This is a genomic window from Plantibacter sp. PA-3-X8 (assembly GCF_003856975.1).
Classification (GTDB): Bacteria; Actinomycetota; Actinomycetes; order Actinomycetales; family Microbacteriaceae; genus Plantibacter; species Plantibacter auratus.
Map to the genome: position 1 here is coordinate 697,295 of NZ_CP033107.1, position 20,612 is coordinate 717,906.

Below are 20,612 nucleotides of genomic sequence, written 5' to 3' on the forward strand. Positions count from 1 at the left end.
GAAGGCTTCCGGTGCAGATTCGTTACGAGCACGAAACGTGCGCGAGCGACATCTGTAGCGCAATGACCGCGCGTTTCGTCCGGTTCGGACGCTACCGAGATCCCGCGCCCGACAGACGCACAGCCGGGGTCGGTCAGTACCCGCGCTCGGCGTCGAACCGGTTCAGCAGTGGTTCGCCTGCGCGGTAACGGGCGAGGTTCTCGATGAACAGTGCCGTGAGTGTCGCGTTCTCGCTCTCGACCGTGGACGCCGAGTGGGGCGAGATGAGCACGTTGTCGAGGTCCCAGAGCGGTGAGTCCGAGGGCAGCGGCTCCTCGCGGAAGACGTCGAGCGCCGCGCCACCCAGCTTGCCCGAGCGGAGCGCCTCGATCAGCGCGTCCTCGTCGACGACCTGCCCACGGGAGATGTTGACGATGGCGGCGCCGTCGCGCAGGAGCGCGATCCGGTCGGCGCCGATGAGGTTCTCGGTCTCGGGCGTGAGCGCCGTGCAGAGCACGAGCACGTCGGTGCCCGGCAGCACCTCGTCGAGCCGGTCCACATCGCTCAGCTCGACGCCGTCGGGGAGCTCATAGGTGCCGCCGACCCGACCCACCGCGGTCACCCGTGCGCCGATGGTGTCGAAGGTCCGCACCACGTTCGACCCCATGCCGCCGACGCCGACGACGGTGACGCGCATCCCGGCCAACTGTCTGGTCGTGTATCGCTCGAACCGGCGCTCCCGCTGCCGGCGCTGGAGGAACGGAACACCCTTCACGACGAAGAGCGCACCGGTGAGGGCGAACTCGGCGAGTGGGACGGCATGCACGCCACCTGCCGTCGTGACGGTGATGCCGCTGCGGTCGAGTCCGGTGCGACGCATGAACGCACCGATGCCGGCGCTCGTCGCCTGGATCCATCTCAGGTTCGGGGCGCGCTGCGGGAGCGCGGCCGGGTCCTGCCAGTCGAAGTCGAACGCGACGTCCGCCCGGGCGAGCATGTCCTCCCACCGCTGCTGGTCCGCTGCGGACAGCTCGGGTGACGGCCCGCGGTGATCGGCGACGTACTGCGGGACCGCGACGAGCGTCGGGTCGTACAGCACCTCGACATCGGGGAGGGAGGCGCTGATCGCCTCGACGTGCTCAGGCTCGAGGTGGCTCGCGATGAGGATCCGCATGATGGTCCATCATGCCCTGCGATGCCCTGCGCCCGGGGTCAGTCGTTGATGGCGGCGTTGGCCGCCTCCTGCGCCTTCTTGAGGCCGTCGGCGACGGGCGTCGTGCCGGCGAAGATCTCCTTGAAGATCGGGTCGTAGGCGGCGAGTCCCTTCGCGTACCCGGCACCCGTCGGCGGCGCGATGGTCTTCGCGTCGTCGGCGATCACGTCGAAGAAGGGCTGCACGTCGACGTCCTGGCCCTTCCAGTAATCGAAGTACTGCTTCTGGGCCGCGGTGACGGCGGGGACCGCCGAGCCGGACGAACCGACGGGAGCGTTGCCCTCGGTGCTGCCCAACCAGGCGAGCACCTTCTTCACCTGGTCGGGGTGCTTCGTGGCCGCGTTGCCCGCTGCGGCGATCCCGTTCGTGACGCTGACCTTGCCCGCAGGGCCGGCAGGGAGCTCGGCGACACCCCAGCGGAAGTCGGCACCGTCGTGCACGGCCTTCAGGCTGTAGAGCCCCGACTGGAACATCGCGACCTTGCCCTGGAGGAAGGCGTCGCGGGAGAAGTCACCGTCGGCGTTCGTGGAGGCGGCCGGTGGGGCGACCTTGGCGCCGTTGATCGCGTTGACGAGGTAGCTCACGGACTCGCTCGTCTTCGGGTCGTTGAACGCGAAGTCGTCGCCGTCCTGGTACTTCCCGCCGTTCGAGCCGATGAACGGGAGGAGCACGGCCTGCAGGTCGTACCCGAGGCCGGTGCCGTAGGTCGCGGGCGCCGCCGGGTTGAAGCCGGGCTGGTCGGCCGAGACCCCGGCCGCGTCCTTCGTCAGCTTCTTCGCCAGGGGCAGGAACGTGTCCTTCGTCGCGTCGGGCGACCAGGTCGCGTCCTCGAGCTCGGCGGGCTTCACGCCGGCCGCGTCGAGGAGGTCGGCGTTGTAGTAGACCGCGATGCCGGCGTCGGACAGCTGCGGGACGGCCCAGAGCTTGTCGTTCCGGGTGAACTGGCTGACCACGCTCGGTGCCCAGTCCTTCGAGGCGTCCTTGCCGAGCGTCTGCCCGACGTCGAGGACGCTCCCGCTGTCCGCGTACCCGGCGAGGTAGGAGTTGTTCAACCAGAAGACGTCGGGAGCGGTGTCCGCCGCGACGTCGGTGCGGAGCTTCGTCCAGTAGTCGGCCCACTCGACGACGTCGACGCGGACGCGGATGTCGGGGTTCTCGCGCTCGAAGGCGGCGAATGAGGTCTCATAGGCGTCGGCGACGGCGGCATCCCAGACGCGCACCGTGACCGTCGTGCGCTCCGTGGATCCGGCGGCGCAACCGCTCAGCATCAGGGCGGAGGCGGCCGCGATCGCGAGGGCGGCGTGGCGCTTGAGCATGAGAATCCTTCGTTCCGTGAACCTCAGGGAGGCTAGCAGTTCAGTCTGAACGCCCGCGAGCTGTCAGAAACGGCCAGTGTGACGCCGTCTGACTGTGCGTTTGTGACAGTTCGCGGGCAGGTGGGGCTGTCACCGGGAGGACCACCAGTCGAGGAGGCGGCGGGTGGCCTCCTCCTCGCCGAGCGGGCCCTCGTCGAGGCGCAGCTCCAGCAGCCAGCGGTACGCCTCGCCGACCTCGCGACCGGGTGCGATGCCCAACACCTCCTGGATGCGGTTGCCGTCGAGGTCGGGCCGGACGGACTCGAGCTCCTCCTGCTCCTGGAGCTCGACGATGCGCTGCTCGAGGTCGTCGTAGGCGAAGCCGAGGCGGTCGGCCTTGCGCCGGTTGCGGGTCGTGACATCGGCGCGGACGAGCATGTGCAGCCGCTCGAGCAGCGGACCGGCGTCGCGGACGTAGCGCCGCACCGCTGAATCGGCCCACACGCCCTCGGAGTACCCGAAGAACCGCATGTGCAGCTCGACGAGCCGCGCGACGCTCTTGATCGTGTCGCCGTCGTAGCGGAGCGCGGTGAGGCGTTTCTTCGCCAGCTTCGCACCCACGAGGTCGTGGTGGTAGAAGGTGACGGCTGCGCCGGGGCCGGTCTTCTTCGTCGCCGGCTTGCCGATGTCATGGAGCAGCGCGGCCCAACGCAGAACGAGGTCGGGCGCCTCGCCGGGGTGCCGCGAGTGCTCGTAGCCGATCGCCTGCTCGAGCACCGTGAGCGAGTGCTGGTAGACGTCCTTGTGGTGGTGGTGCTCGTCGGGCTCGAGTCGCAGCGCCGGCAGCTCGGGCAGCACGATATCGGCGATGCCGGTGTCGACGAGGAGCTCGAGGCCCGCGCGCGGGTGGTCGGTCGCGAGCAGCTTGCCGAGCTCCGCCTGGATCCGTTCCGGACTCACGATGGAGATGGTCTCGCGACGCTCCTCCATCGCCTCGATCACGTCGTCGGTGGGCCGGAAGCCGAGCTGCGAAGCGAACCGCGCGGCTCGGAGCATACGCAACGGGTCGTCGCCGAAGGAGACCTCGGGCGAGCTCGGCGTCCGCAGCAGGTGGGCGACGAGGTCCTCGACGCCGCCGGACGGGTCGACGAGGGTGATCTCGGGGATGCGGAGCGCCATCGAGTTGACGGTGAAGTCGCGCCGACGCAGATCGTCTTCGAGGGTGTCGCCGAACGCGACGACCGGCTTGCGGGTCACGCCGTCGTAGGCGTCGGCCCGATAGGTCGTGATCTCGACCGTGTCGGCGTGCTCGACGCCGTCGTCGTCGGTGACGGTGACCTTCGCGCCGATCGTCCCGAAGTCGCGGCCGACGTCCCACCAGGCGCTCGCCATCGGCTTGAGGACCGCGAGGATCTGGTCGGGCGAGGCGTTCGACGTGAAGTCGAGGTCGCTCACGGTGCGACCGAGCATCGCATCGCGAACCGGTCCGCCGACGAGGGCCAGTTCGTACCCGGCTTCGGCGAACGCCGACGCCACCCGAGCGACCACGGGCGACGAGGCCAGGTCCTGCAGGCGCACCAAGGATTCCGCCACGCTCACCATGGGGTCAATCGTACCCGGACGCCGCCTGCGACCCCGTCGCCGTCAAGCCGCGAGCGGTCCCGGGCGACGGCCGTACAATAACGATGAACCCACTCCCCAGCAGACCAGAGGCGGACACGATCACGAACGAACTCGACGACCAGCGGCCAACCGTCGGCACTCAGGCACCGACGGCCTTCACCAGTACCGTGAAGGACCCGATTCCGCCGGAACTCCCGTTCACCACCGCCCCTGAGCTCGTCCTCGTGACCGGTGGCTCCCGATCGCAGCGCTTCGACCGCCCCGACGTCGTGCAGCGCAAGGGCGTGTACACCCTCATCAACGGTCACCTGACCCCACAGCAGTCGATGGTGGAGGACCTGCTCGCCGTCGCCGACGTGCTCGACGCGGCCGAGATCGAATACCTCCTCATCCGGGGCGAGCACGACCGCCCCGTCATCGTCGTCGACCGCTCCCTGCGCAAGCGCTTGCAGACCGCACTCGCGGAGGCGTTCGCCGACGAGCCCTTCTACAGCGTGCCGCTCAAAGCGCGCATGTCGACGGTGAAGCCGGCCGGCGATCCTCACCTCCTCTCCGACGGCCTGCTCACCGGCGCCCGCAAGGCCGAGGTGTTCCGGCTGTACCGGCCGCGCATCGAACCGCTCGGCCGCCTCCGCTACGGCATGGAGACCGCCCTGCAGCTCGAACTCTGGCGCTTCGGCGACGAGGAGATCACCGCTCCCGTGGAGAACGTCCTCATGCGGACGTACATGCCGCGGACGGAGGCCGTCGAGACGACCGTGGAACGATACGGCCGCAGCTGGCGGACGCTCGAGCACATGTTCGGCGCGCTCGCGAGCGACGTCACCTTCGACATCGACCTCGTCTTCTCGTGGGTGGACGGCTCCTCCGAGGAGTTCCAGCGCGCCCGCGCCAAGCGGATGCAGAGCTACGTCGTCGGCGACGGCGACGACTCCGACGCCCGCTTCCGCCAGATCAACGAGCTCAAGTACGCCCTCCGGAGCGTGCACACCTTCGCCCCCTGGATCCGGCGCATCTTCATCGCGACCGACTCCCCCGCGCCCGAATGGCTGGCGGAGCACCCGAAGGTCACCATCGTTCGCAGCGAGGAGTTCTTCGGCGACCTCGACGCTCTCCCGACGCACAACTCCATGGCCGTCGAGAGCCAGCTGCATCGCATCGAGGGGCTGTCGGAGCACTTCCTCTACTCCAACGACGACATGTTCCTCGGCCGACCGATCAGTCCCGAACTGTTCTTCTCACCGGGCGGCATCAGCAAGTTCGTGGAGGCGACCACCCGCATCGGCCTCGGGGCGAACGACCCCTCGCGCAGCGGCTTCGAGAACGCGGCCCGCGTGAACCGCCGGCTCCTGCACGAGCGCTTCGGCCGCGTCACCACCCGTCACCTCGAGCACTGCGCCGCGCCCCTCCGCCGGAGCATCATGGCGGAGATGGAGCAGGAGTTCGCCGAGGAGTTCCGCGCGACCTCCCACAGCGCGTTCCGTGCGGCGGACAACATCTCGGTGACGAACTCGTTCTACCACTACTACGGCCTCATGACGGGTCGCGCGGTGCAGCAGACCCAGGCGAAGGTCCGCTACATCGAGACGACCCTCAAGCAGTCGCTCGGGCAGATGGAGCGACTCCTCAAGCGACGCGACCAGGACATGTTCTGCTTGAACGACGGCAGCAGGCCGGAGATCTCGGTGGAACAGCGCACCACCGCGGTGATCGACTTCCTCGAGCGGTACTTCCCGTTCCCGGCCCCGTGGGAGCGCGAGGCCGCCGTGCCGAACGCGCTCGAGGTCGAGCCCGCCAAGCTCAGCTGACCGCCCTTCGACAGGCTCAGGGACCGGACGGGCGCCCAGGGACCGGACGGGTGCCCAGGGGCCGGAAGGGCGCCCGGGGACCGGGGCCGGTCAGGGGACGATGCGCTCTGCGCGGAGGCGGTCGAAGATCGCGGTGAAGGCGTCCAGCGTCCGCCGGTAGCCGGTGAAGCCGGCGAGTCGGCTCTTGCTCATGTCGGTGACCACCTCGATGTCCCGGCCGAGATCGCCGTCGGTGTGCCACCACGACGCCACGCGGGAGAGATCGGCCTCGACGAGACCGTGTTCGGCCACCAGCTCGGCCCAGGTGCCCTCGACGCCCGCCATCTGCTGCTCGAGCGGACGCGGCTCGGTGTCGAAACCCTCCGGCTCGACGCCGAGGTGCGCAGCCAGTCGCGGCCACATCCAGCGCCAGCGGAAGACGTCGCCGTTGACGATGTTGAACGCCTCGTCCGCACCGGCCGGTGAGGTCGCAGCCCAGAGCATCTGCTCGGCGAGGAGTCCGGCGTCGGTCATGTCGGTGAGGCCGTTCCACTGGGTCTCGGAACCGGGGAACACGAACGGTCGGTCGAGCCGCTTGCAGAGCGCCGCCTGCACCGCGAGCGTGGACGCCATGTTCATCGCGTTGCCGACCGCATGTCCGATCACGGTGTGGGAGCGGTGTACCGACCAGGTGAACCCCGCTCGCGCAGCCGCGGCGAAGAGCTCGTCCTCCTGCTCGTAGTAGAAGTTGGGCGTGTCGAGTCGGTCCTCGTCCTCGTGGAACGGGGTGTCGGGCATCTCGCCCGCCGCATAGGCCTCGAACGGGCCGAGGTAGTGCTTCAGGCCGGTGACCAGGGCGACGTGCTGAACGGGCTCGGCGGAGAGGGCTGCCAGCAGGTCGCGGACCATGCCGCCGTTGACCCGGATGTTCTCGGCCTCGGTGTCCTGACGTGACCAGGCGGTGAAGAACACGTGGGTGACGCCGGTGCCGCCGAGGGCGCGCGCGAGGTCGTCCGCGTCCCGGAGGTCGGCCGCGACGTGCTCGACCTGCGGGTGGGCCGCCGGCGCTCGGCGAGCGAGGGCGAGGATCCGCCAGCCACCGTCCTCGAGGAGCTGCGACACGATCGCGGAACCGGTGATGCCGCTGGCGCCGACGACGAGTGCGGTGCGTGGTGCTTCTGGGGAGGTCATCCGTCCACGATAGGCGCGTCGGTCTGGGGAGGCTCCCGGAACGGCGGACCCGCCGGGCTGCGGTACCCTGCCCGGCTGCGGCCCTTCGACAAGTTCGGGGACCGGAGGGAAGTTCAGGGACCGGGGAGGTGCCGCCCTAGACGAGGACGCCGATCGGCATCGTCAGCGGCGGCTCCGGCTGCACGGGCACCGTGTCGGACACGGGCAGCTCGATGCCGTCGCGAGCGAGCAGGCGCGCACTCTCCTCGGCGTCGATGTAGTGCAACGGCGGGGTCTCACCCAGCGGCACCACCGAGTGCAGGACCGTCTTGCCGTAGACGTGGACGAGGTTGAACGCCCGCGCGCCGTCGCGACCACGCGTCCCGCCGACGGGCACGTTGAGGTCCTGCGTGTAGCACGTGGCCGAGGCGACCGACACCGGGATGCCCGCGAAGGTCGCGGTCGAGGAGTAGTGCAGGTGCCCGGCGATGATGCTCCGGACGTCGGATCCCTCGAGCACTTCGGCGAGCTTCGCCTGATCGCGCAGCTCGACGCTCACGGCGAGGTCGAGCACGCTCGGGACGGGCGGGTGGTGCATCGCGAGGATCGTGCCGTGGGGCGCCTTCGTCGAGAGTTCCTCGGCGAGCCAGTCGAGCTGCTCGTCCGACACCTCACCGTGGTGGTGCCCGGGGACGCTCGAGTCGAGGGTGATGACGCGGAGGCCGTTGACGTCGTAGACGCGGTCGACCGGACGGGTGGTCGGCACTTCACCGAACAGCCCGGCCCGGAACGCCTGGCGGTCGTCGTGGTTGCCCATCACCCAGATGATCTGCGATCCGAGGCGCTCGGCGACCGGCTCGACGATCGAGCGGATGCGGTCGTACGCGTCGGGTTCGCCCTTGTCGGCGAGGTCACCCGTGAAGACGATCGCTTCGGGCCGACCGCCGGACGCCTCGAACTCGGCGAACAGGCGACGCAGGTGCGTCTCGCTGTCGACACTGTCGTAGAGGCTCCCCCCGCCGGCGAGGAGGTGCGTGTCGCTCACATGGAGCAGGAAGTGATCGGGCCTCGGGTACTCGGCCGTGCGAAGACTCACGTGACAACTCTCGTTCGAGCGATGCTCTCCGAACCGCATCGCAGCTGTTTGACCATCTGACCAGACTCGGTTGAACGGCAACGGAACGCCACGCTACGACGCGGGAAACTCGTGAGCAAGGTCAGGAGCCGACATCCAGGGGACTCACACCTGACGGTGGGCTGCGGGAGGATGTCCGCATGCCCTACCTCGACGACGATGAGCAGCCGCTGCAGCGGATCGATCTGGCGCAGATCCCCCCGACCGGACGCCGGTTCCGGCTCGAGCGGCGGATCGGGTTCCAGGAGCACGCTCCTGACGGTCCCGTCGTGTGGGCACCGGCGTCCGACGACGGGCACGACGGCGACCGGGCGGAGGGATGGACCGACCTCGCGTCCGTCCCGGGCGTCCTGTGGAGCTTCATCGGCAGCTACGGCCGGCAATCCGCGCCGGCCGTCGTGCACGACCACCGGGCACTCCTCGCGCTCGGGCTCCCGCCGGACCAGGCACTCGAGCAGCGGTTCGAGGACGACCGACAGTTCCGCGTCGGCCTCCGCCACCAGCGGGTGCCGCTCCTCCGGGCCTGGCTCATGTGGGCCGTCGTGTCGGTCGAGCGGTACGTCCGACACGCTCCTGGCGTCGCCGCCGTGCTGATCGGGCAGTCGGTCCTCGGCGTCCTGGCCGTCTGGGTCGCGACGATCGGACTCGTCACGCCCGTGCTCGGCGCTCCGACGCCCGGGTGGCTCGGCCTCGCGATGGCACCCGCCGTCCTCGCCGTGTGCTGGCGGGAGGAACGGAGACTCCTCGTCTGGTTGCCGTACGCCGGTGCACTCCTCGGGCCGCTCCTCCTCGTCCAGCTCGCAGCGGTCGGCGCGTTCCGCCTCCTCGAACTCCTCGTGCGGGAGACCATCGACCGCCCGTTCATCGACGACTCCCCCGGCCCCGTCGGCCCGCCGACCCTCCGCTGACCCGTTCCCTGACTCAGGAACGCCTCGGCGTGTCGAGCGCGGGGGACCCGACACGCCGAGACGCTCCTGAGACAGGGACGGAGCAGGGGTCCGGCTAGGCGCCGGGGAGGGTGCCGAGTCCGTCGACGACCGGGATCGCCGCGAGGAGCCGCTGCGTGTAGGCGTCCTGCGGGTCGGACCAGACGCGGTCGACCGGACCGTGCTCGACGATGCGACCGGCGCTCATGACCGCCACGTCGTCCGCGATGACCCGCACGACGGACAGGTCGTGGCTGATGAAGAGGAGCGCCGCGCCCGTCTCGACCGCCAGCTTCCGCATGAGCTTCGCCACCCGTGCCTGCAGGGAGGCGTCGAGCGACGCGATCGGCTCATCGCCGATGAGCAGCTCGGGGCCCGCTGCGATGGCCCGGGCGATCGCGATGCGCTGCCGCTGGCCGCCCGAGAACTGGTGCGGGTAGCGGGTGCGGCTGGCGGCGTCGAGCTCGACGTGCTCGAGCAGCTGACCGACGTCCCAGGCGTCGCGCACCGGGTTGACCCGGAGGCCGTCCTCGATCTGGCTCCCGATCGTGCGTCGCGGGTTCAGCGAGGCGTACGGGTTCTGGAAGACCATCTGGATCCGCAGCAGTTCGGGTGCGCGCTTCCGGAGACCCAGCTTGCCGATGGGCGTCCCGTTGAACGTGATCGCGCCACCCGAGGTCGGTTCCAGGCCGCAGACCGCTCGCGCCAGGGTCGACTTGCCGCAGCCCGACTCCCCCACCAGCCCGAGCACCTGTCGGGGTTCGAGGTCGAAGCTCACGCCGTCGACCGCGTTCAGCGTGCCGCGACCGGGCAGCTTGTACGTCACGTGGACGTCGTCGAGGTGCAGCAGCGTCATGACGCCGCCTCCGTTCCCGTGTCGGGCAGCGCGTCGATGAGCGCCTTGGTGTACTCGTGCTGCGGATCGGTGATGACCTGGTACCGGCTGCCGTGCTCGACGATCTCGCCGAGCCGCATGACCGCGATCGTGTCGGCGAGCGCCGACATCACCCCGAGGTCGTGGGTGACGAGGATGATCGCGATCCCGAGCTCGTCGCACAGCTTCCGCAGCAGGCGGAGGATGCCGGCCTGGACCGTGACGTCGAGGGCGGTGGTCGGTTCGTCGGCGATGAGCACGGAGGGCTCGCACATGAGCGCCGAGGCGATCGCGATGCGCTGCAGCTGTCCGCCCGAGAACTGGTGCGGGTACTTGCGCAGCGCCGCCTCCGGGTTCGGGACGGCGACGAGGCCGAGCATCTCGAGCGCCCGCGCGTGGGCGGCCGCCTTCGAAGCCCCCGTGTGGTGCCGGTAGTGGTCGACGAGCTGGGCCTCGACCGTGAGCATGGGGTGCAGGCTCGCGGTCGGGTCCTGGAAGATCATCGCGATCTCCGTGCCGCGGTACCGGTTCATGGAGCGCTGCTTGAGCCCCACGAGTTCGGTGCCGTCGAAGCGGATGCTGCCGCCGAGGTCCGCGCCGGCCGGCAGGAGCCCGCAGATCGCGAGCCCGGTCATGGTCTTGCCGGACCCCGACTCACCGGCCAGCCCGGTGATGCGACCGGCGGGCACCTCGAGGTCGATGCCGCGGAGGATCTGCTTGGCGGCGGCGCCGCGACCGAAGCCGAGCGTGAGCCCCTCGATGACGATCCCGCCACCGCTGCCGCCTGCTGCCTGCGTCATGTCGCGTCCTTTCGGATCGGTCACTCCGTGCTCGCCGCTCACAGCGCGCGCCCCTGTACGGCTTCCTGCGACCGGGGGTCGAGGGCGTCGCGGAGGGCGTCGCCGAGGAAGTTGAAGGCGAGCACCACCGTGAGGATGGCGAGTCCCGGGAAGACCGCGATCCACCAGGAGGAGAAGTTCTGCACCCCGTCGGACACCATCGCGCCCCAGTCCGGCGTCGGCGGGACGGCACCGAGGCCGAGGAACGAGAGACCCGACAGCAGCAGGATGGCCGTACCGACGTCGAGTGTGGCGAGCACGACGACCGGCGACACGACGTTCGGCAGGATGTCCTTGCCGAGCGAGGTGAACGGCCCGTTGCCGAGCAGACGACCGGCGATGACGTACTCAGCGCCTCGTGCCCCGATGACGAGCGAACGCGTCACGCGGGCGTACGCCGGCCACGACACGATGAGCATCGCGATGACGGCGTTCGTGAGGCTCGGGCCGAGCGCAGCGGCGATGACCATCGCGAGGATGATCGTCGGGAACGCGAACACGAGGTCGGCGATCCGCATGATGGTCTCGTCGAGGGCCTTGCCGAAGTAGCCGGCGATCGCCCCGAGGAGCGAACCGATGAGCATCGCGAAGATCACGAGCATGAGGGCGAGCGGGATCGAGACCTGCGCGCCACTGATGACCCGGGACAGGACGTCGCGGCCCACCTGGTCGGTGCCGAACCAGTGCGCGGCACTCGGGGCCTGCAGCCGGTCGAAGTCCTGGGCGAGCGGGTCGAACGGCCGGATCCACGGCGCGAGCACCGCGACGAGCAACCAGAAGAGCACGATGACACCACCCGCGACGGCGAGCGGGGTGCGCAGCTGCTTCGAGATGCGGAGGCGGCCCTTGCGCTTGGTCTGGACGGCGAGGACGTCGGTCATGCCACCCTCACTCTCGGGTCGATGAAGCCGTACAGCACGTCGACCAGGAAGTTCAGGCCGATGTACACGAAGCCGACGATGAGCCCGACGCCCATGATCGCGGGCAGGTCGAGTTTGGTCGCCGCGGAGTACGCGTACTCGCCGAGGCCGTGCCACGAGTACACCTTCTCGACGAGGACCGTCCCGGACAGCAGCGACCCGAACGCGACGCCGAGCACGGTGATGATGGGCACGAGTGCCCCGCGGAGGACGTACCGGGTCACGACGACGTGGCCGGGAAGGCCCTTCGCCCGCGCTGCACGCACGTAATCGAGGTCGAGCACCTCGAGGATCGCCGACCGTGCGAACCGGGTGAGCAGACCGATCGTGTAGAGCGCCAGGACCGAGGCGGGCAGGATCAGGTGGGCGATGGCGTCGCCGAAGGTCGACCACTGGCCGGCGAGCAACGCGTCGATCGTGTACATCCCGGTGACCTTCGGCGGCGGGATCGCCGCGGGCGAGAGCCGCCCGGAGCCCGGGAACCAGTGCAGCTGGGAGAAGAACACGAAGTAGACGACGAGTGCGAGCCAGAACGACGGCACCGAGATGCCGATGAGGCTCACGACCCGGATGACCTGGTCGGTGATCGTCTTGCGGCGCAGCGCGGCCCACATGCCGAGACCGACGCCGATGATGATCGAGATGACGATGGCGGTGAGCGCCAGCTCGGCCGTGGCCGGGAAGGCACGACCGAGTTCGTCCGCGACGGCGCCGCGGGTCTGCTGCGAAGTCCCGAGGTCACCCTGGAACAGGTTCGCGACGTACGTGACGTACTGGACGGGCAGTGGCTTGTCGAGGCCGGCGCTCTCGCGGAACTGCGCGACGATCGTCGGATCAGCCGCGGCCTGCTCACCGAGCGCCGCCTGCACGGGGTCCGCGGGGACGAGGTTGGTCAGCGTGAAGGTGACGAGCGTCACCCCGAACATCAGGAGGACCGTGAGTCCGAGCCGGATGCCGAGGTAGCGCGCGAGCGGGTGGAGACCCGCTCGCGCGCTGGACGTCGTCGGTGCGACGCTACTTGATTCCGGCAAGATCGACGGTCCACGTCGGGTTCAGCGGAACCTCGGTGATCGTGGTCGCGGTGACCACGTTCTGCGCCGGCTGCAGGAGCGGGATGAACGGTCCGCTCGCGTTCTGCGCCTTCTGGAGGTCCTGGTACGCGGCGGCACGGGCGTCCGTGTCGGTCGCGGCGAGCGCCGCGTTCGCGAGGTCGGTCACGGTCGGGTCGGCGCCGGCCGGCCAGCCCGCGCGGAGGCCGACGAGCTCACCCGGCGTGAACGCGAGGTAGTTCGACGGGTCCGGGAAGTCCGGGCCCCAGTACCAGAGACCCACGGTCTCCTTGCCGTCGCGGTAGGCGTCCAGCTCGGTGGCGACCGGAGCCGGGGCCAGCGTGATGGTGATGCCGACCGACTTCAGCTGCGCCTGGACCGACTCGGCGATGCTCTGGAGCGACAGCCCCTGCACCGTGATGTCGTTCGGGAAGTTCAGCGTGACGGCTTCACCGGCGTAGCCGGACTCCTTGAGGGCCGCCTTCGCCGCATCGGCGTCGAACTGGTTGCCGTCGGCCGCGTCGAGCGCCCCGTTGAAGATCGAGGGGATGAAGCCACCGGGACGGACGGAACCGTCGCCGGCGAGGTCGACGATCTTGTCGTAGTCGATGCCGAGCTTGACGGCCTCGAGGAACTTCGGGTTGCTCGTGATGTCGCTGATCGCGGGGTCCTGGTTGAGCATGAGGAAGATCATGTAGCGCGAGGGGTTCGCGATGATCTTCACCTTCGAGTCGTCGAGCTCGGAGACCTGGTCGGGGTTCAGGTCGAGGGCGACCTGCGAGTCACCGGCCTCGACGTTGAGCTTCTGGGTCGGGCCCTGCACGTTGCGGAGGACGACGCGCTCGTACGCGGGCTTGGTCCCCGTGTACTCGGGGTTCGCCGTGAAGACGACCTGCGAGGCGGCGTCGAAGGATTCGAGCTTGTACGGGCCGGAGCCCGCGGAAGTGGTGTTGAGGAACGACTCGGCCGCGTCGTCGGCGGTCGCGCTGCCACCGTTCTCTTCGACGACCTTCTTGTTCACGACGCCGAGGGCTGGGTTCGGCAGGATGAACGGGAGGGCGGGGTTCGGCGTCGCCGAGGTGAGCGTGAGGGTCGTGTCCGAGGTCTTCTCGATCGTGACGCCGTCGAGCAGGAAGGACGGGTTGCCCTTCACGCCCTGGACGCGCTGCAGCGAGAACACCGCGTCGTCGACGGTCACGTCGGAGCCGTCGGAGAACTTCTTGCCGTCCTTCATCGTGAGGGTCATCACCGTGTTGTCGGCGTTCATCTCGTAGCTCGCGAGGCCGTCGACGGGGGCGGTGACGTCGTCGCCCTTGAAGGTGAGGAGGGTCTCGTAGAGCGCCTTCGCGACGATCGAGCCGGTCGTCTCGTACTCGCGGTTCGGGTCGGCGGTCTTGAGGTCGAAGGACGCGTCGACGACGAGCGACTTGCCCGCGCTGTCATCGGAGCCACCTGAGGGGGAGCAGGCGCTGAGCGCGAGGCCGGCGGCGAGGGCGAGGCCGAGGGCCGCCATGCCGCGCCGGCTCGTGCGGCTGAAGGATCGTGACAAGGTGGAGCTCCTTATCTGGTTGGAGGGATGAGCTGAAAGTAGTGCGATACGCGATCATTCGTCAATCCACAAGCCGTTACCAAAGAAGAATTGTCTCGATTTCGCGGCGAATCTGCCATATCCTCTCAATCGACCGCCAGGACCACCGCTGAATCTGGACGTTTGGAGCAATCGATGCAACTCGACGACACCCACATCCGCATGTTGGAGCTGCTCCGGGAGGACGGGCGGGCTTCGGTCGCCGCACTCGCGGAGGAACTCGGGATCTCCCGCTCGAACGCCTACTCGCGCTACGAGGCGATGCTCCGCGCCGGCGTCCTGAAGGGGGTCCACGCGGAGATCGAGCCGGCCACGGTCGGGCTCGGTGTCGCGGCCATGGTCTTCATCACGCTGCGCCAGAGCCAATGGGCGGACTTCCGCGCGCGGCTGTCCTCGGTCCCGGAGCTGGAGTACTTCGCCGTCACGACCGGCGAGCACGACGCGATGATGCTGATCCGGGCCCCCGACGTGGCGGCGATCCACGAACTGGTCGCCACCCGGCTCGCGCAGTGGCCGTCCATCAAGGCGACGACGACCGTCTTCCTCATGGACGAGGAGCGGTCGAACGTGTCGCTCCGCATGACGAGGTCCGAGCGCACGAGCGTCGAGGACTCCGGCGAGCGCTTCGGCATGACGCGGTTCGTCCGCACGAGCGACGAGCGCGCCCAGCGGGTGCCGGAGCGACGCGGACGCTGACCCAGCGAGGGTGGCTGGCCGGTTCAGGCGGCGGCGATCTCCCGACAGACGCTGACGTGGGCCTGCCCGTCCGGGCCGATGAAGTCCTCGGTGAGGACGAACGAGCCGTCCTCGGCGCGGGAGATGATCGAGCTCGCTTCGCCGCGCGTCGTCAGGTCGCCGGCACGATTGCGGTGCACGAACGAGATGTCGATGCGTTCGCCGGTGCGCACCCCGCAGAACCGTCCGACGGAGACGGTGTCGCCGACGTATTCGCCCCAGAGCACGCCGTGCGTCTCGTGGTAGACGAATCGCGTGGGCGCGTCGGCGTCGACGACGCTCGCGGACGACGACACCATGTCGAACACCTTCGCGTCGAGGTTGAAATCGAGCGTGGCGCTGGTGCCGGTGTCGGCGGTTCCTGTCATGCCGTCATTCTGCGGAGGCGTCCGAACAGGTGTCAACCTGCCGACGATCCGTCCATCCCGCCGGTCGCCTGAGCCGGTCGGACAGGACGAAACGCCGGATCAGACGGTACGGACGAGATGTTCCGGTGGCTCCGGGACCCGCAGCTTGACGGCGTCCACCTCGGGTGGCTTACTGATCTCCATGTGTCCAGACAGCCTGCAGTTCCGCGACCCCCGCACCCAGCCACTCCCCCGGGACGACGCGTTCCGCGAGTACCTCGCGACGGGCTGGGGCGCAGTGGACCGCTCCGTCGACCTCGCCGAGGGTGCCGGCGCAGCCGCCGGGCGTCACCGCGACGTCGTCAGCGCGCAGTTCCCCGGCCAGTGGCTCGTGGTCACCGCGGGACGCGCCGTGACGCGCGCGAACGACACCGAGTTCCCGTTCCGGCCCGACAGCGATTTCGTGTGGCTCACCTCCTGTCAGGCGGAGGGCTCGGTCCTCGTCATGCAGCCGACCGCCGGTGGGCACGACGCGACGCTGTACCTCGCCGAGCCCGTCGGTCCCGGTGAGGAGGCGTTCTACGCCGACGCCATGCGCGGCGAGCTCTGGATCGGCCCGTCCGCCGGACTCCCCCAGTGGGCGGAGGCGCTCGGCATCGAGGTCCGCTCACTCGAGGTGCTGGAGGAGTCCCTCGCGCTCGTGCCCGCCGACGCGCTCCGCGCAGGCGCCCCGGAACCCCGGGTCGACGGTCGATTCGCGGCGTCGCGAGCGCTCCTCATCGCCCTGTCCGCCGCGAAGCTCGTCAAGGACGACTGGGAGATCGCGCAGCTCCGCGCCGCCGTGGACGCCACGGTCGGCGGGTTCCGCTCCGTGGCACGCGAACTGTCCGCCGCCATCGAGTTCGGCGGCGAACGCTGGTTGCAGTCGACCTTCGAGCGCCACGCCCGCACCTTCGGCAACGGTGTCGGGTACTCGACCATCATCGGCAGCGGACCACACGCTCCCACGCTGCACTGGACGCGCTGCGACGGTCCGGTCCTCCCCGAGCACCTCATCCTCATGGACGCCGGTGTCGAAGCGCGCTCGCTGTACACAGCCGACGTCACGAGGACCTTCCCGGCGAGCGGGTCCTACACCGCGGCCCAGCGCGAGGTCCACGACCACGTCGAGCGGGCCCACCGCGCCGCGATGTCACAGGTCGGCCCCGGCCGGTCGTTCATCGACATGCGGAACACGGCCTACGAGCAGATCGCCACGAGCCTCCGCGACCTCGGCATCCTGCAGGTGTCGGTCGACGAGGCGATGTCGCCGAACGGCCAGCAGCACCGCCGCTACCTGCCGAGCGGCACCGGCCACCATCTCGGACTCGACGTGCACGACTGCGCCCGCATCGGTGACGAGCGGTACCTCGACGGGCCGTTGCAACCGGGCGCCGTCCTGACGGTCGAACCCGGCCTCTACTTCCACGCGAACGACCTCACCGTGCCGCCGGAGCTGCGCGGCATCGGCGTCCGCATCGAGGACGACCTGCTCGTGACCGCCACCGGCCACGAGGTCCTCTCCGCAGCGCTCCCGATCAGCGCGGACGGTCTCGAGGCCTGGTTGCGGAGCTGACCGACGGTTCACGACTCAGGACGGTCGCCGCGTGTCGCGGCCCTTCCGTTCGGCGCGAGCAGCGACTCGCCGGGGCGTCCTGCGTTGTGAACGCGCCTAGGCTTGCACGGTGAGTCAGCCCGACGCGCCCATGCGCACCGCCGTCCGCCCGAGCCCCGGCGTCATCGCGACCCTGCGGAACCCCAGGGCTTTCAGTGTCGAGATCCTCGCCGGGATCGTGACGACGCTGGCGCTCATCCCCGAGGTCATCTCCTTCTCGATCATCGCCGGCGTCGACCCGAAGGTCAGCCTTATCGCCTCCGTCGTCCTCGCGATCTCGATGTCGATCCTCGGCGGGCGCCCGGCGATGATCACGGCCGCCGCGGGAGCCGTCGCCCTGGTCGTCGCGCCGCTCGTCAAGGATCACGGCGTGGAGTACCTGCTCCCCGCGGTGATCCTCGCGGGCCTCATCCAGATCGTGTTCGGCGTGACCGGTCTCTCCCGACTCATGCGGTTCATCCCCCGCTCGGTGATGATCGGCTTCGTCAACGCGCTCGGCATCCTCATCTTCGTCGCCCAGGTCCCCCACCTGCTCGGCGTCCCGTGGCTCGTCTACCCGCTGTTCGTCATCACGGTGCTGATCGTCCTGCTGCTCCCCAAGCTCACCACCGCGGTGCCGGCGCCGCTCGTCGCCATCGTCGTCGTCACCGCGATCACGATGATCGCGCACGCCGCCGTGCCGACCGTCGGCGACCAGGGCGACGTCTCCGGCGGCCTCCCCGGGCTGACCGCGCTGCTCGTGCCGCTGAACCTCGAGACGCTCGGCATCATCTGGCCGACCGCGCTGAGCGTCGCGTTCGTGGGGCTCATGGAGACCCTCCTCACGGCGAAACTCGTCGACGACATCACCGACACGACGTCGTCGAAGGGGCGCGAGTCGTGGGCACTCGGCGTCGCCAACATCCTGGCCGGTTGGTACGGCGGGATCGCCGGCTGCGCGATGATCGGTCAGACGGTCGTGAACGTCAAACTGGGCCGCGCTCGGACGAGGATCTCCACCTTCATCGCCGGCGTCTTCCTCCTGCTGCTCGTGACCGCGCTCAGCCCGGTGATGGCGCAGATCCCGATGGTCGCGCTGGCCGCCGTGATGATGATCGTCGCCATCAAGACCGTCGACTGGCACAGCGTGCGCCCGTCGACCCTGCGACGGATGCCGATCCCCGAGACGGTCGTGATGGTGGTGACCGTCGCGGTGGTCGTCATCACCCACAATCTCGCGATCGGCGTCGCTGCAGGAGCCGTCCTCGCGATGGTGCTCTTCGCGCGGCGCGTGGCCCACGTGATCCGCGTCCGCCGGGTCCTCGCGGACGACGCCGCCTCCGTCCGCTACAGCGTCATCGGCCCCCTGTTCTTCGGCAGCAGCAACGACCTGGTCGAACAGTTCGACTACGCGGCCGATCCCGCGGACGTCGTCGTCGACTTCACCGCCTCGCAGATCTGGGACGCCTCGAGCGTCGCCGTCCTCGATGCTGTGCAGGAGAAGTACGCCGCGCACGGCAAGGAGGTCGTGTTCACCGGACTCGACGAACGCAGCTCGGCCTTCCACGGGAAGCTCACCGGCCACCTCTGAGCCGATCGCTCCGGCACCACCTCAGAGGTGCAGCACTCGCCGGAGCCCCGCGTCCAGATCCAGTGACAGGGTGACGGGCACCCTTCCGGCGGCCGGACCGAGGTCGTCCTCATCGAGGGTGAGCAGCTGCGTGGTGTTCACGACCGAGTCCTTCGGCAGGCCGGAAGCCGTCGCAGGGAGGAACACGTTGCCCGGGAGCTCGGCGAGCGCCGTGTTCGATGTGACGACCGCGACGATCACGGTCCGGAGTGCGCTCCGCGTGTAGGCGTCATGTTGGACGACGACGACCGGGCGCCGACCGGCGGGCGCACCCCCCCGTTCGCGAGGGCCGATATCGACCCACCGGATGTCACCGCGGCGGATCACCAATCGTCTCCGGCAGTGAGTTCGGCAAGGCGGTCGCGTCCGGCCGCGGCGACGCCCCGTGCTTCCTCCGCCGAAGCGACTCCCGCATGCCGCAGCGCGGTGTCCACTGCGTCAGTGAGACCGGCGGCATCGGTCTCGTCGAGATACCGACTCGCCGCCGCCGCGAAGAACTCGGACCGGTTGACACCGAGCTCGGCGGCGCGAGCCTCGACGCGGGTGAACAGTTCATCGGGCAACGAGATGGCGGTCTTCACAGGTGAGAGTATAACCGGGTATAACTTGGGTTGCGACCCTGGGCTGAAGATGTCGACGGCGTGACTGGGCATGCGACCACGGTACGCAGCCCAGGTCGGTCACGGCCTGGCCGGCGCAGCCGCGGTGGAGAGGAGCCCCGCAAGCCGGGCTGTGGAGGACTGAAGTCGCCGATTCGCAGGCCACCAGAGGATGATGGAGTCATGGCAGAAACCGGAACGCCCAGAGTCGCGGTCTACATCGACTTCGACAACATCGTCATCTCGCGCTACAACCAGCTCTACGGGAAGGCGGCGTTCAGCCGGGATCGCGCGCGGTCCCACGTGCCCTCCGCCGCACCCGAAGGCGACGAGATCTCCGAGCGCCTGCAGGCCGCTCGCGTCGACGTGGGCGCCATCCTCGACTACACCTCGTCGTTCGGCAACATCGTCATCAGCCGTTCCTACGCCGACTGGTCCGAGCCGGTCAACTCCGCGTACCAGAAGGACCTCGTGGACCGCGCGGTCGACCTGACGCAGATGTTCCCCACGACGAAGGCGATGAAGAACGGTGCCGACATCCGCCTCGCCGTCGACGTCGTCGAGGACCTCTTCCGCCTCCCCGACCTCACCCACATCGTGATCGTCGCCGGTGACTCGGACTACATCTCCCTCGCGCAGCGCTGCCGACGCCTCGGTCGCCACGTCATCGGGATCGGTGTCGCCGGTGCGACGAGTCGTGCGCTCATGGCGGCGTGCGACGAGTTCTCCGACTACGACGACATCCCCGGGATCGTCCGGCCGGTCGTCACGCGCACGCCCCGGACTCCTGCCGCCGTCGAGAGCACGGCGGAGGTCTCCTTGGGGGAGGCGCCGAAGTCCGCGCCCAAGTCCGGCGGGCGTCGTCGCGCCTCGTCCGGGTCCACGCCGACGGCCGAAGCGCCGGTCGCCCAGACACCTCCGCGGATCGGGGGCCTCTTCACCGAGCCGGTCTTCAGCCACCGTGACGCCGACGACCTGGACGACACCGACGACGAGACCGCGGACCCCTCCGGCCCCGACGCACAGCGCGCGGCGACCGAGCTCCTCGTTCGTGCGCTCCGCCTCGTGCACGCCAAGAACGACGACGAGGACTGGCTCCTGAACGCCGAGGTGAAGAACCAGATGATCCGCATGGATCCGGCGTTCAAGGAGAAGCCGCTCGGCTACCGCTCGTTCAGCGACTTCATCAACTCCCGCTCCGACCTCGTCGAGGTGAACCCGGACGCGAGCCCCGACGGACGTCGTCTGCGACTGCGCGAACTGGGCTGAG

At 69.4% G+C, this 20,612-nt stretch carries 19 protein-coding genes; 6 read left to right on the forward strand and 13 right to left on the reverse strand.

Annotated elements, in window-relative coordinates:
• Positions 1-133: 133 nt before the first annotated feature.
• The 3 genes from EAO79_RS03370 to EAO79_RS03380 form a co-directional block, all read right to left on the reverse strand.
• Positions 134-1,153, reverse strand: a complete 1,020-nt coding sequence (locus tag EAO79_RS03370; RefSeq protein WP_124767790.1) for a D-2-hydroxyacid dehydrogenase — start codon at positions 1,151-1,153, stop codon at positions 134-136.
• 38 nt (positions 1,154-1,191) lie between these two features.
• The gene (locus tag EAO79_RS03375; protein WP_124767791.1) at positions 1,192-2,508 is read right to left on the reverse strand and encodes a sugar ABC transporter substrate-binding protein; all 1,317 of its coding nucleotides are present in this window, start codon (positions 2,506-2,508) and stop codon (positions 1,192-1,194) included.
• A gap of 129 nt (positions 2,509-2,637) precedes the next feature.
• Entirely contained in the window at positions 2,638-4,089 is a 1,452-nt protein-coding gene (locus EAO79_RS03380; RefSeq protein ID WP_124767792.1) for a CCA tRNA nucleotidyltransferase, read from the reverse strand.
• Between the two features lie 83 nt (positions 4,090-4,172).
• Here EAO79_RS03380 and EAO79_RS03385 point away from each other — a divergent pair, with 83 nt between their 5' ends.
• Positions 4,173-5,918 (forward strand): stealth family protein, encoded by a 1,746-nt coding sequence (locus EAO79_RS03385; RefSeq protein ID WP_124767793.1) that lies wholly within the window; start codon positions 4,173-4,175, stop codon positions 5,916-5,918.
• 90 nt (positions 5,919-6,008) lie between these two features.
• Here the strand turns inward: EAO79_RS03385 and EAO79_RS03390 are convergent, their stop codons facing one another.
• Both EAO79_RS03390 and EAO79_RS03395 read right to left on the reverse strand, forming a co-directional pair.
• Positions 6,009-7,088 carry an SDR family oxidoreductase gene (locus EAO79_RS03390; RefSeq protein ID WP_124767794.1) on the reverse strand — a complete coding sequence of 360 codons (1,080 nt, stop codon included), beginning with the start codon at positions 7,086-7,088 and terminating at the stop codon, positions 6,009-6,011.
• A gap of 136 nt (positions 7,089-7,224) precedes the next feature.
• Positions 7,225-8,163, reverse strand: coding sequence for a phosphodiesterase (locus EAO79_RS03395; RefSeq protein ID WP_234994036.1), 939 nt, complete (start codon positions 8,161-8,163; stop codon positions 7,225-7,227).
• Positions 8,164-8,342: 179 nt separating this feature from the next.
• Here EAO79_RS03395 and EAO79_RS03400 point away from each other — a divergent pair, with 179 nt between their 5' ends.
• Positions 8,343-9,110, forward strand: coding sequence for a DUF1353 domain-containing protein (locus tag EAO79_RS03400; protein ID WP_124767795.1), 768 nt, complete (start codon positions 8,343-8,345; stop codon positions 9,108-9,110).
• 94 nt (positions 9,111-9,204) lie between these two features.
• Here EAO79_RS03400 and EAO79_RS03405 read toward each other — a convergent pair whose 3' ends face one another.
• From EAO79_RS03405 to EAO79_RS03425, 5 genes are read right to left on the reverse strand one after another with little or no spacing between them, the layout of a single operon-like run.
• Positions 9,205-9,984 (reverse strand): ABC transporter ATP-binding protein, encoded by a 780-nt coding sequence (locus EAO79_RS03405; protein ID WP_086472435.1) that lies wholly within the window; start codon positions 9,982-9,984, stop codon positions 9,205-9,207.
• Positions 9,981-10,802 carry an ABC transporter ATP-binding protein gene (locus EAO79_RS03410; RefSeq protein WP_124767796.1) on the reverse strand — a complete coding sequence of 274 codons (822 nt, stop codon included), beginning with the start codon at positions 10,800-10,802 and terminating at the stop codon, positions 9,981-9,983. The genes EAO79_RS03405 and EAO79_RS03410 overlap by 4 nt, the downstream gene beginning before the upstream one ends.
• A 38-nt stretch (positions 10,803-10,840) precedes the next feature.
• Positions 10,841-11,722 (reverse strand): ABC transporter permease, encoded by an 882-nt coding sequence (locus EAO79_RS03415; RefSeq protein WP_124767797.1) that lies wholly within the window; start codon positions 11,720-11,722, stop codon positions 10,841-10,843.
• Positions 11,719-12,792: an ABC transporter permease gene (locus tag EAO79_RS03420; RefSeq protein WP_228501403.1), complete on the reverse strand. Its 1,074-nt coding sequence runs from the start codon at positions 12,790-12,792 to the stop codon at positions 11,719-11,721. The genes EAO79_RS03415 and EAO79_RS03420 overlap by 4 nt, the downstream gene beginning before the upstream one ends.
• Complete coding sequence (locus tag EAO79_RS03425) at positions 12,776-14,359, reverse strand: ABC transporter substrate-binding protein (RefSeq protein ID WP_197977346.1); 1,584 nt, start codon at positions 14,357-14,359, stop codon at positions 12,776-12,778. Before EAO79_RS03425 ends, EAO79_RS03420 begins: the two co-directional genes overlap by 17 nt.
• Before the next feature lie 174 nt (positions 14,360-14,533).
• Between EAO79_RS03425 and EAO79_RS03430 the strand changes: the two genes are divergently transcribed.
• Complete coding sequence (locus EAO79_RS03430) at positions 14,534-15,094, forward strand: Lrp/AsnC family transcriptional regulator (RefSeq protein ID WP_079003723.1); 561 nt, start codon at positions 14,534-14,536, stop codon at positions 15,092-15,094.
• A gap of 23 nt (positions 15,095-15,117) precedes the next feature.
• On the opposite strand, the gene EAO79_RS03435 is transcribed toward EAO79_RS03430, so the two are convergent.
• Positions 15,118-15,501, reverse strand: a complete 384-nt coding sequence (locus EAO79_RS03435) for a hypothetical protein (RefSeq protein ID WP_198425018.1) — start codon at positions 15,499-15,501, stop codon at positions 15,118-15,120.
• A gap of 181 nt (positions 15,502-15,682) precedes the next feature.
• Here EAO79_RS03435 and EAO79_RS03440 point away from each other — a divergent pair, with 181 nt between their 5' ends.
• Both EAO79_RS03440 and EAO79_RS03445 read left to right on the forward strand, forming a co-directional pair.
• The gene (locus EAO79_RS03440; protein ID WP_124767798.1) at positions 15,683-17,095 is read left to right on the forward strand and encodes an aminopeptidase P family protein; all 1,413 of its coding nucleotides are present in this window, start codon (positions 15,683-15,685) and stop codon (positions 17,093-17,095) included.
• A gap of 130 nt (positions 17,096-17,225) precedes the next feature.
• A complete protein-coding gene (locus tag EAO79_RS03445) occupies positions 17,226-18,704 on the forward strand; it encodes a SulP family inorganic anion transporter (RefSeq protein ID WP_124770051.1) in 1,479 nt (492 codons plus the stop codon).
• Between the two features lie 21 nt (positions 18,705-18,725).
• On the opposite strand, the gene EAO79_RS03450 is transcribed toward EAO79_RS03445, so the two are convergent.
• Both EAO79_RS03450 and EAO79_RS03455 read right to left on the reverse strand, forming a co-directional pair.
• Positions 18,726-19,070 (reverse strand): type II toxin-antitoxin system PemK/MazF family toxin, encoded by a 345-nt coding sequence (locus tag EAO79_RS03450; RefSeq protein WP_305790872.1) that lies wholly within the window; start codon positions 19,068-19,070, stop codon positions 18,726-18,728.
• Positions 19,067-19,396 carry a CopG family ribbon-helix-helix protein gene (locus tag EAO79_RS03455; protein ID WP_206428278.1) on the reverse strand — a complete coding sequence of 110 codons (330 nt, stop codon included), beginning with the start codon at positions 19,394-19,396 and terminating at the stop codon, positions 19,067-19,069. The genes EAO79_RS03450 and EAO79_RS03455 overlap by 4 nt, the downstream gene beginning before the upstream one ends.
• 129 nt (positions 19,397-19,525) lie before the next feature.
• Here EAO79_RS03455 and EAO79_RS03460 point away from each other — a divergent pair, with 129 nt between their 5' ends.
• Positions 19,526-20,611 (forward strand): NYN domain-containing protein, encoded by a 1,086-nt coding sequence (locus tag EAO79_RS03460; protein WP_124767800.1) that lies wholly within the window; start codon positions 19,526-19,528, stop codon positions 20,609-20,611.
• The last annotated feature ends 1 nt before the right edge of the window (position 20,612 follow it).

Coding starts and splice junctions, on each gene's coding strand:
- EAO79_RS03370 (WP_124767790.1), bottom strand. CDS start 1,153: ATGCGGATCCTCATCGCGAGCCACCTCGAGCCTGAGCACGTCGAGGCG.
- EAO79_RS03375 (WP_124767791.1), bottom strand. CDS start 2,508: ATGCTCAAGCGCCACGCCGCCCTCGCGATCGCGGCCGCCTCCGCCCTG.
- EAO79_RS03380 (WP_124767792.1), bottom strand. CDS start 4,089: ATGGTGAGCGTGGCGGAATCCTTGGTGCGCCTGCAGGACCTGGCCTCG.
- EAO79_RS03385 (WP_124767793.1), top strand. CDS start 4,173: ATGAACCCACTCCCCAGCAGACCAGAGGCGGACACGATCACGAACGAA.
- EAO79_RS03390 (WP_124767794.1), bottom strand. CDS start 7,088: ATGACCTCCCCAGAAGCACCACGCACCGCACTCGTCGTCGGCGCCAGC.
- EAO79_RS03400 (WP_124767795.1), top strand. CDS start 8,343: ATGCCCTACCTCGACGACGATGAGCAGCCGCTGCAGCGGATCGATCTG.
- EAO79_RS03405 (WP_086472435.1), bottom strand. CDS start 9,984: ATGACGCTGCTGCACCTCGACGACGTCCACGTGACGTACAAGCTGCCC.
- EAO79_RS03410 (WP_124767796.1), bottom strand. CDS start 10,802: ATGACGCAGGCAGCAGGCGGCAGCGGTGGCGGGATCGTCATCGAGGGG.
- EAO79_RS03415 (WP_124767797.1), bottom strand. CDS start 11,722: ATGACCGACGTCCTCGCCGTCCAGACCAAGCGCAAGGGCCGCCTCCGC.
- EAO79_RS03430 (WP_079003723.1), top strand. CDS start 14,534: ATGCAACTCGACGACACCCACATCCGCATGTTGGAGCTGCTCCGGGAG.
- EAO79_RS03435 (WP_198425018.1), bottom strand. CDS start 15,501: ATGACAGGAACCGCCGACACCGGCACCAGCGCCACGCTCGATTTCAAC.
- EAO79_RS03440 (WP_124767798.1), top strand. CDS start 15,683: ATGTGTCCAGACAGCCTGCAGTTCCGCGACCCCCGCACCCAGCCACTC.
- EAO79_RS03445 (WP_124770051.1), top strand. CDS start 17,226: ATGCGCACCGCCGTCCGCCCGAGCCCCGGCGTCATCGCGACCCTGCGG.
- EAO79_RS03455 (WP_206428278.1), bottom strand. CDS start 19,396: ATGCCCAGTCACGCCGTCGACATCTTCAGCCCAGGGTCGCAACCCAAG.
- EAO79_RS03460 (WP_124767800.1), top strand. CDS start 19,526: ATGGCAGAAACCGGAACGCCCAGAGTCGCGGTCTACATCGACTTCGAC.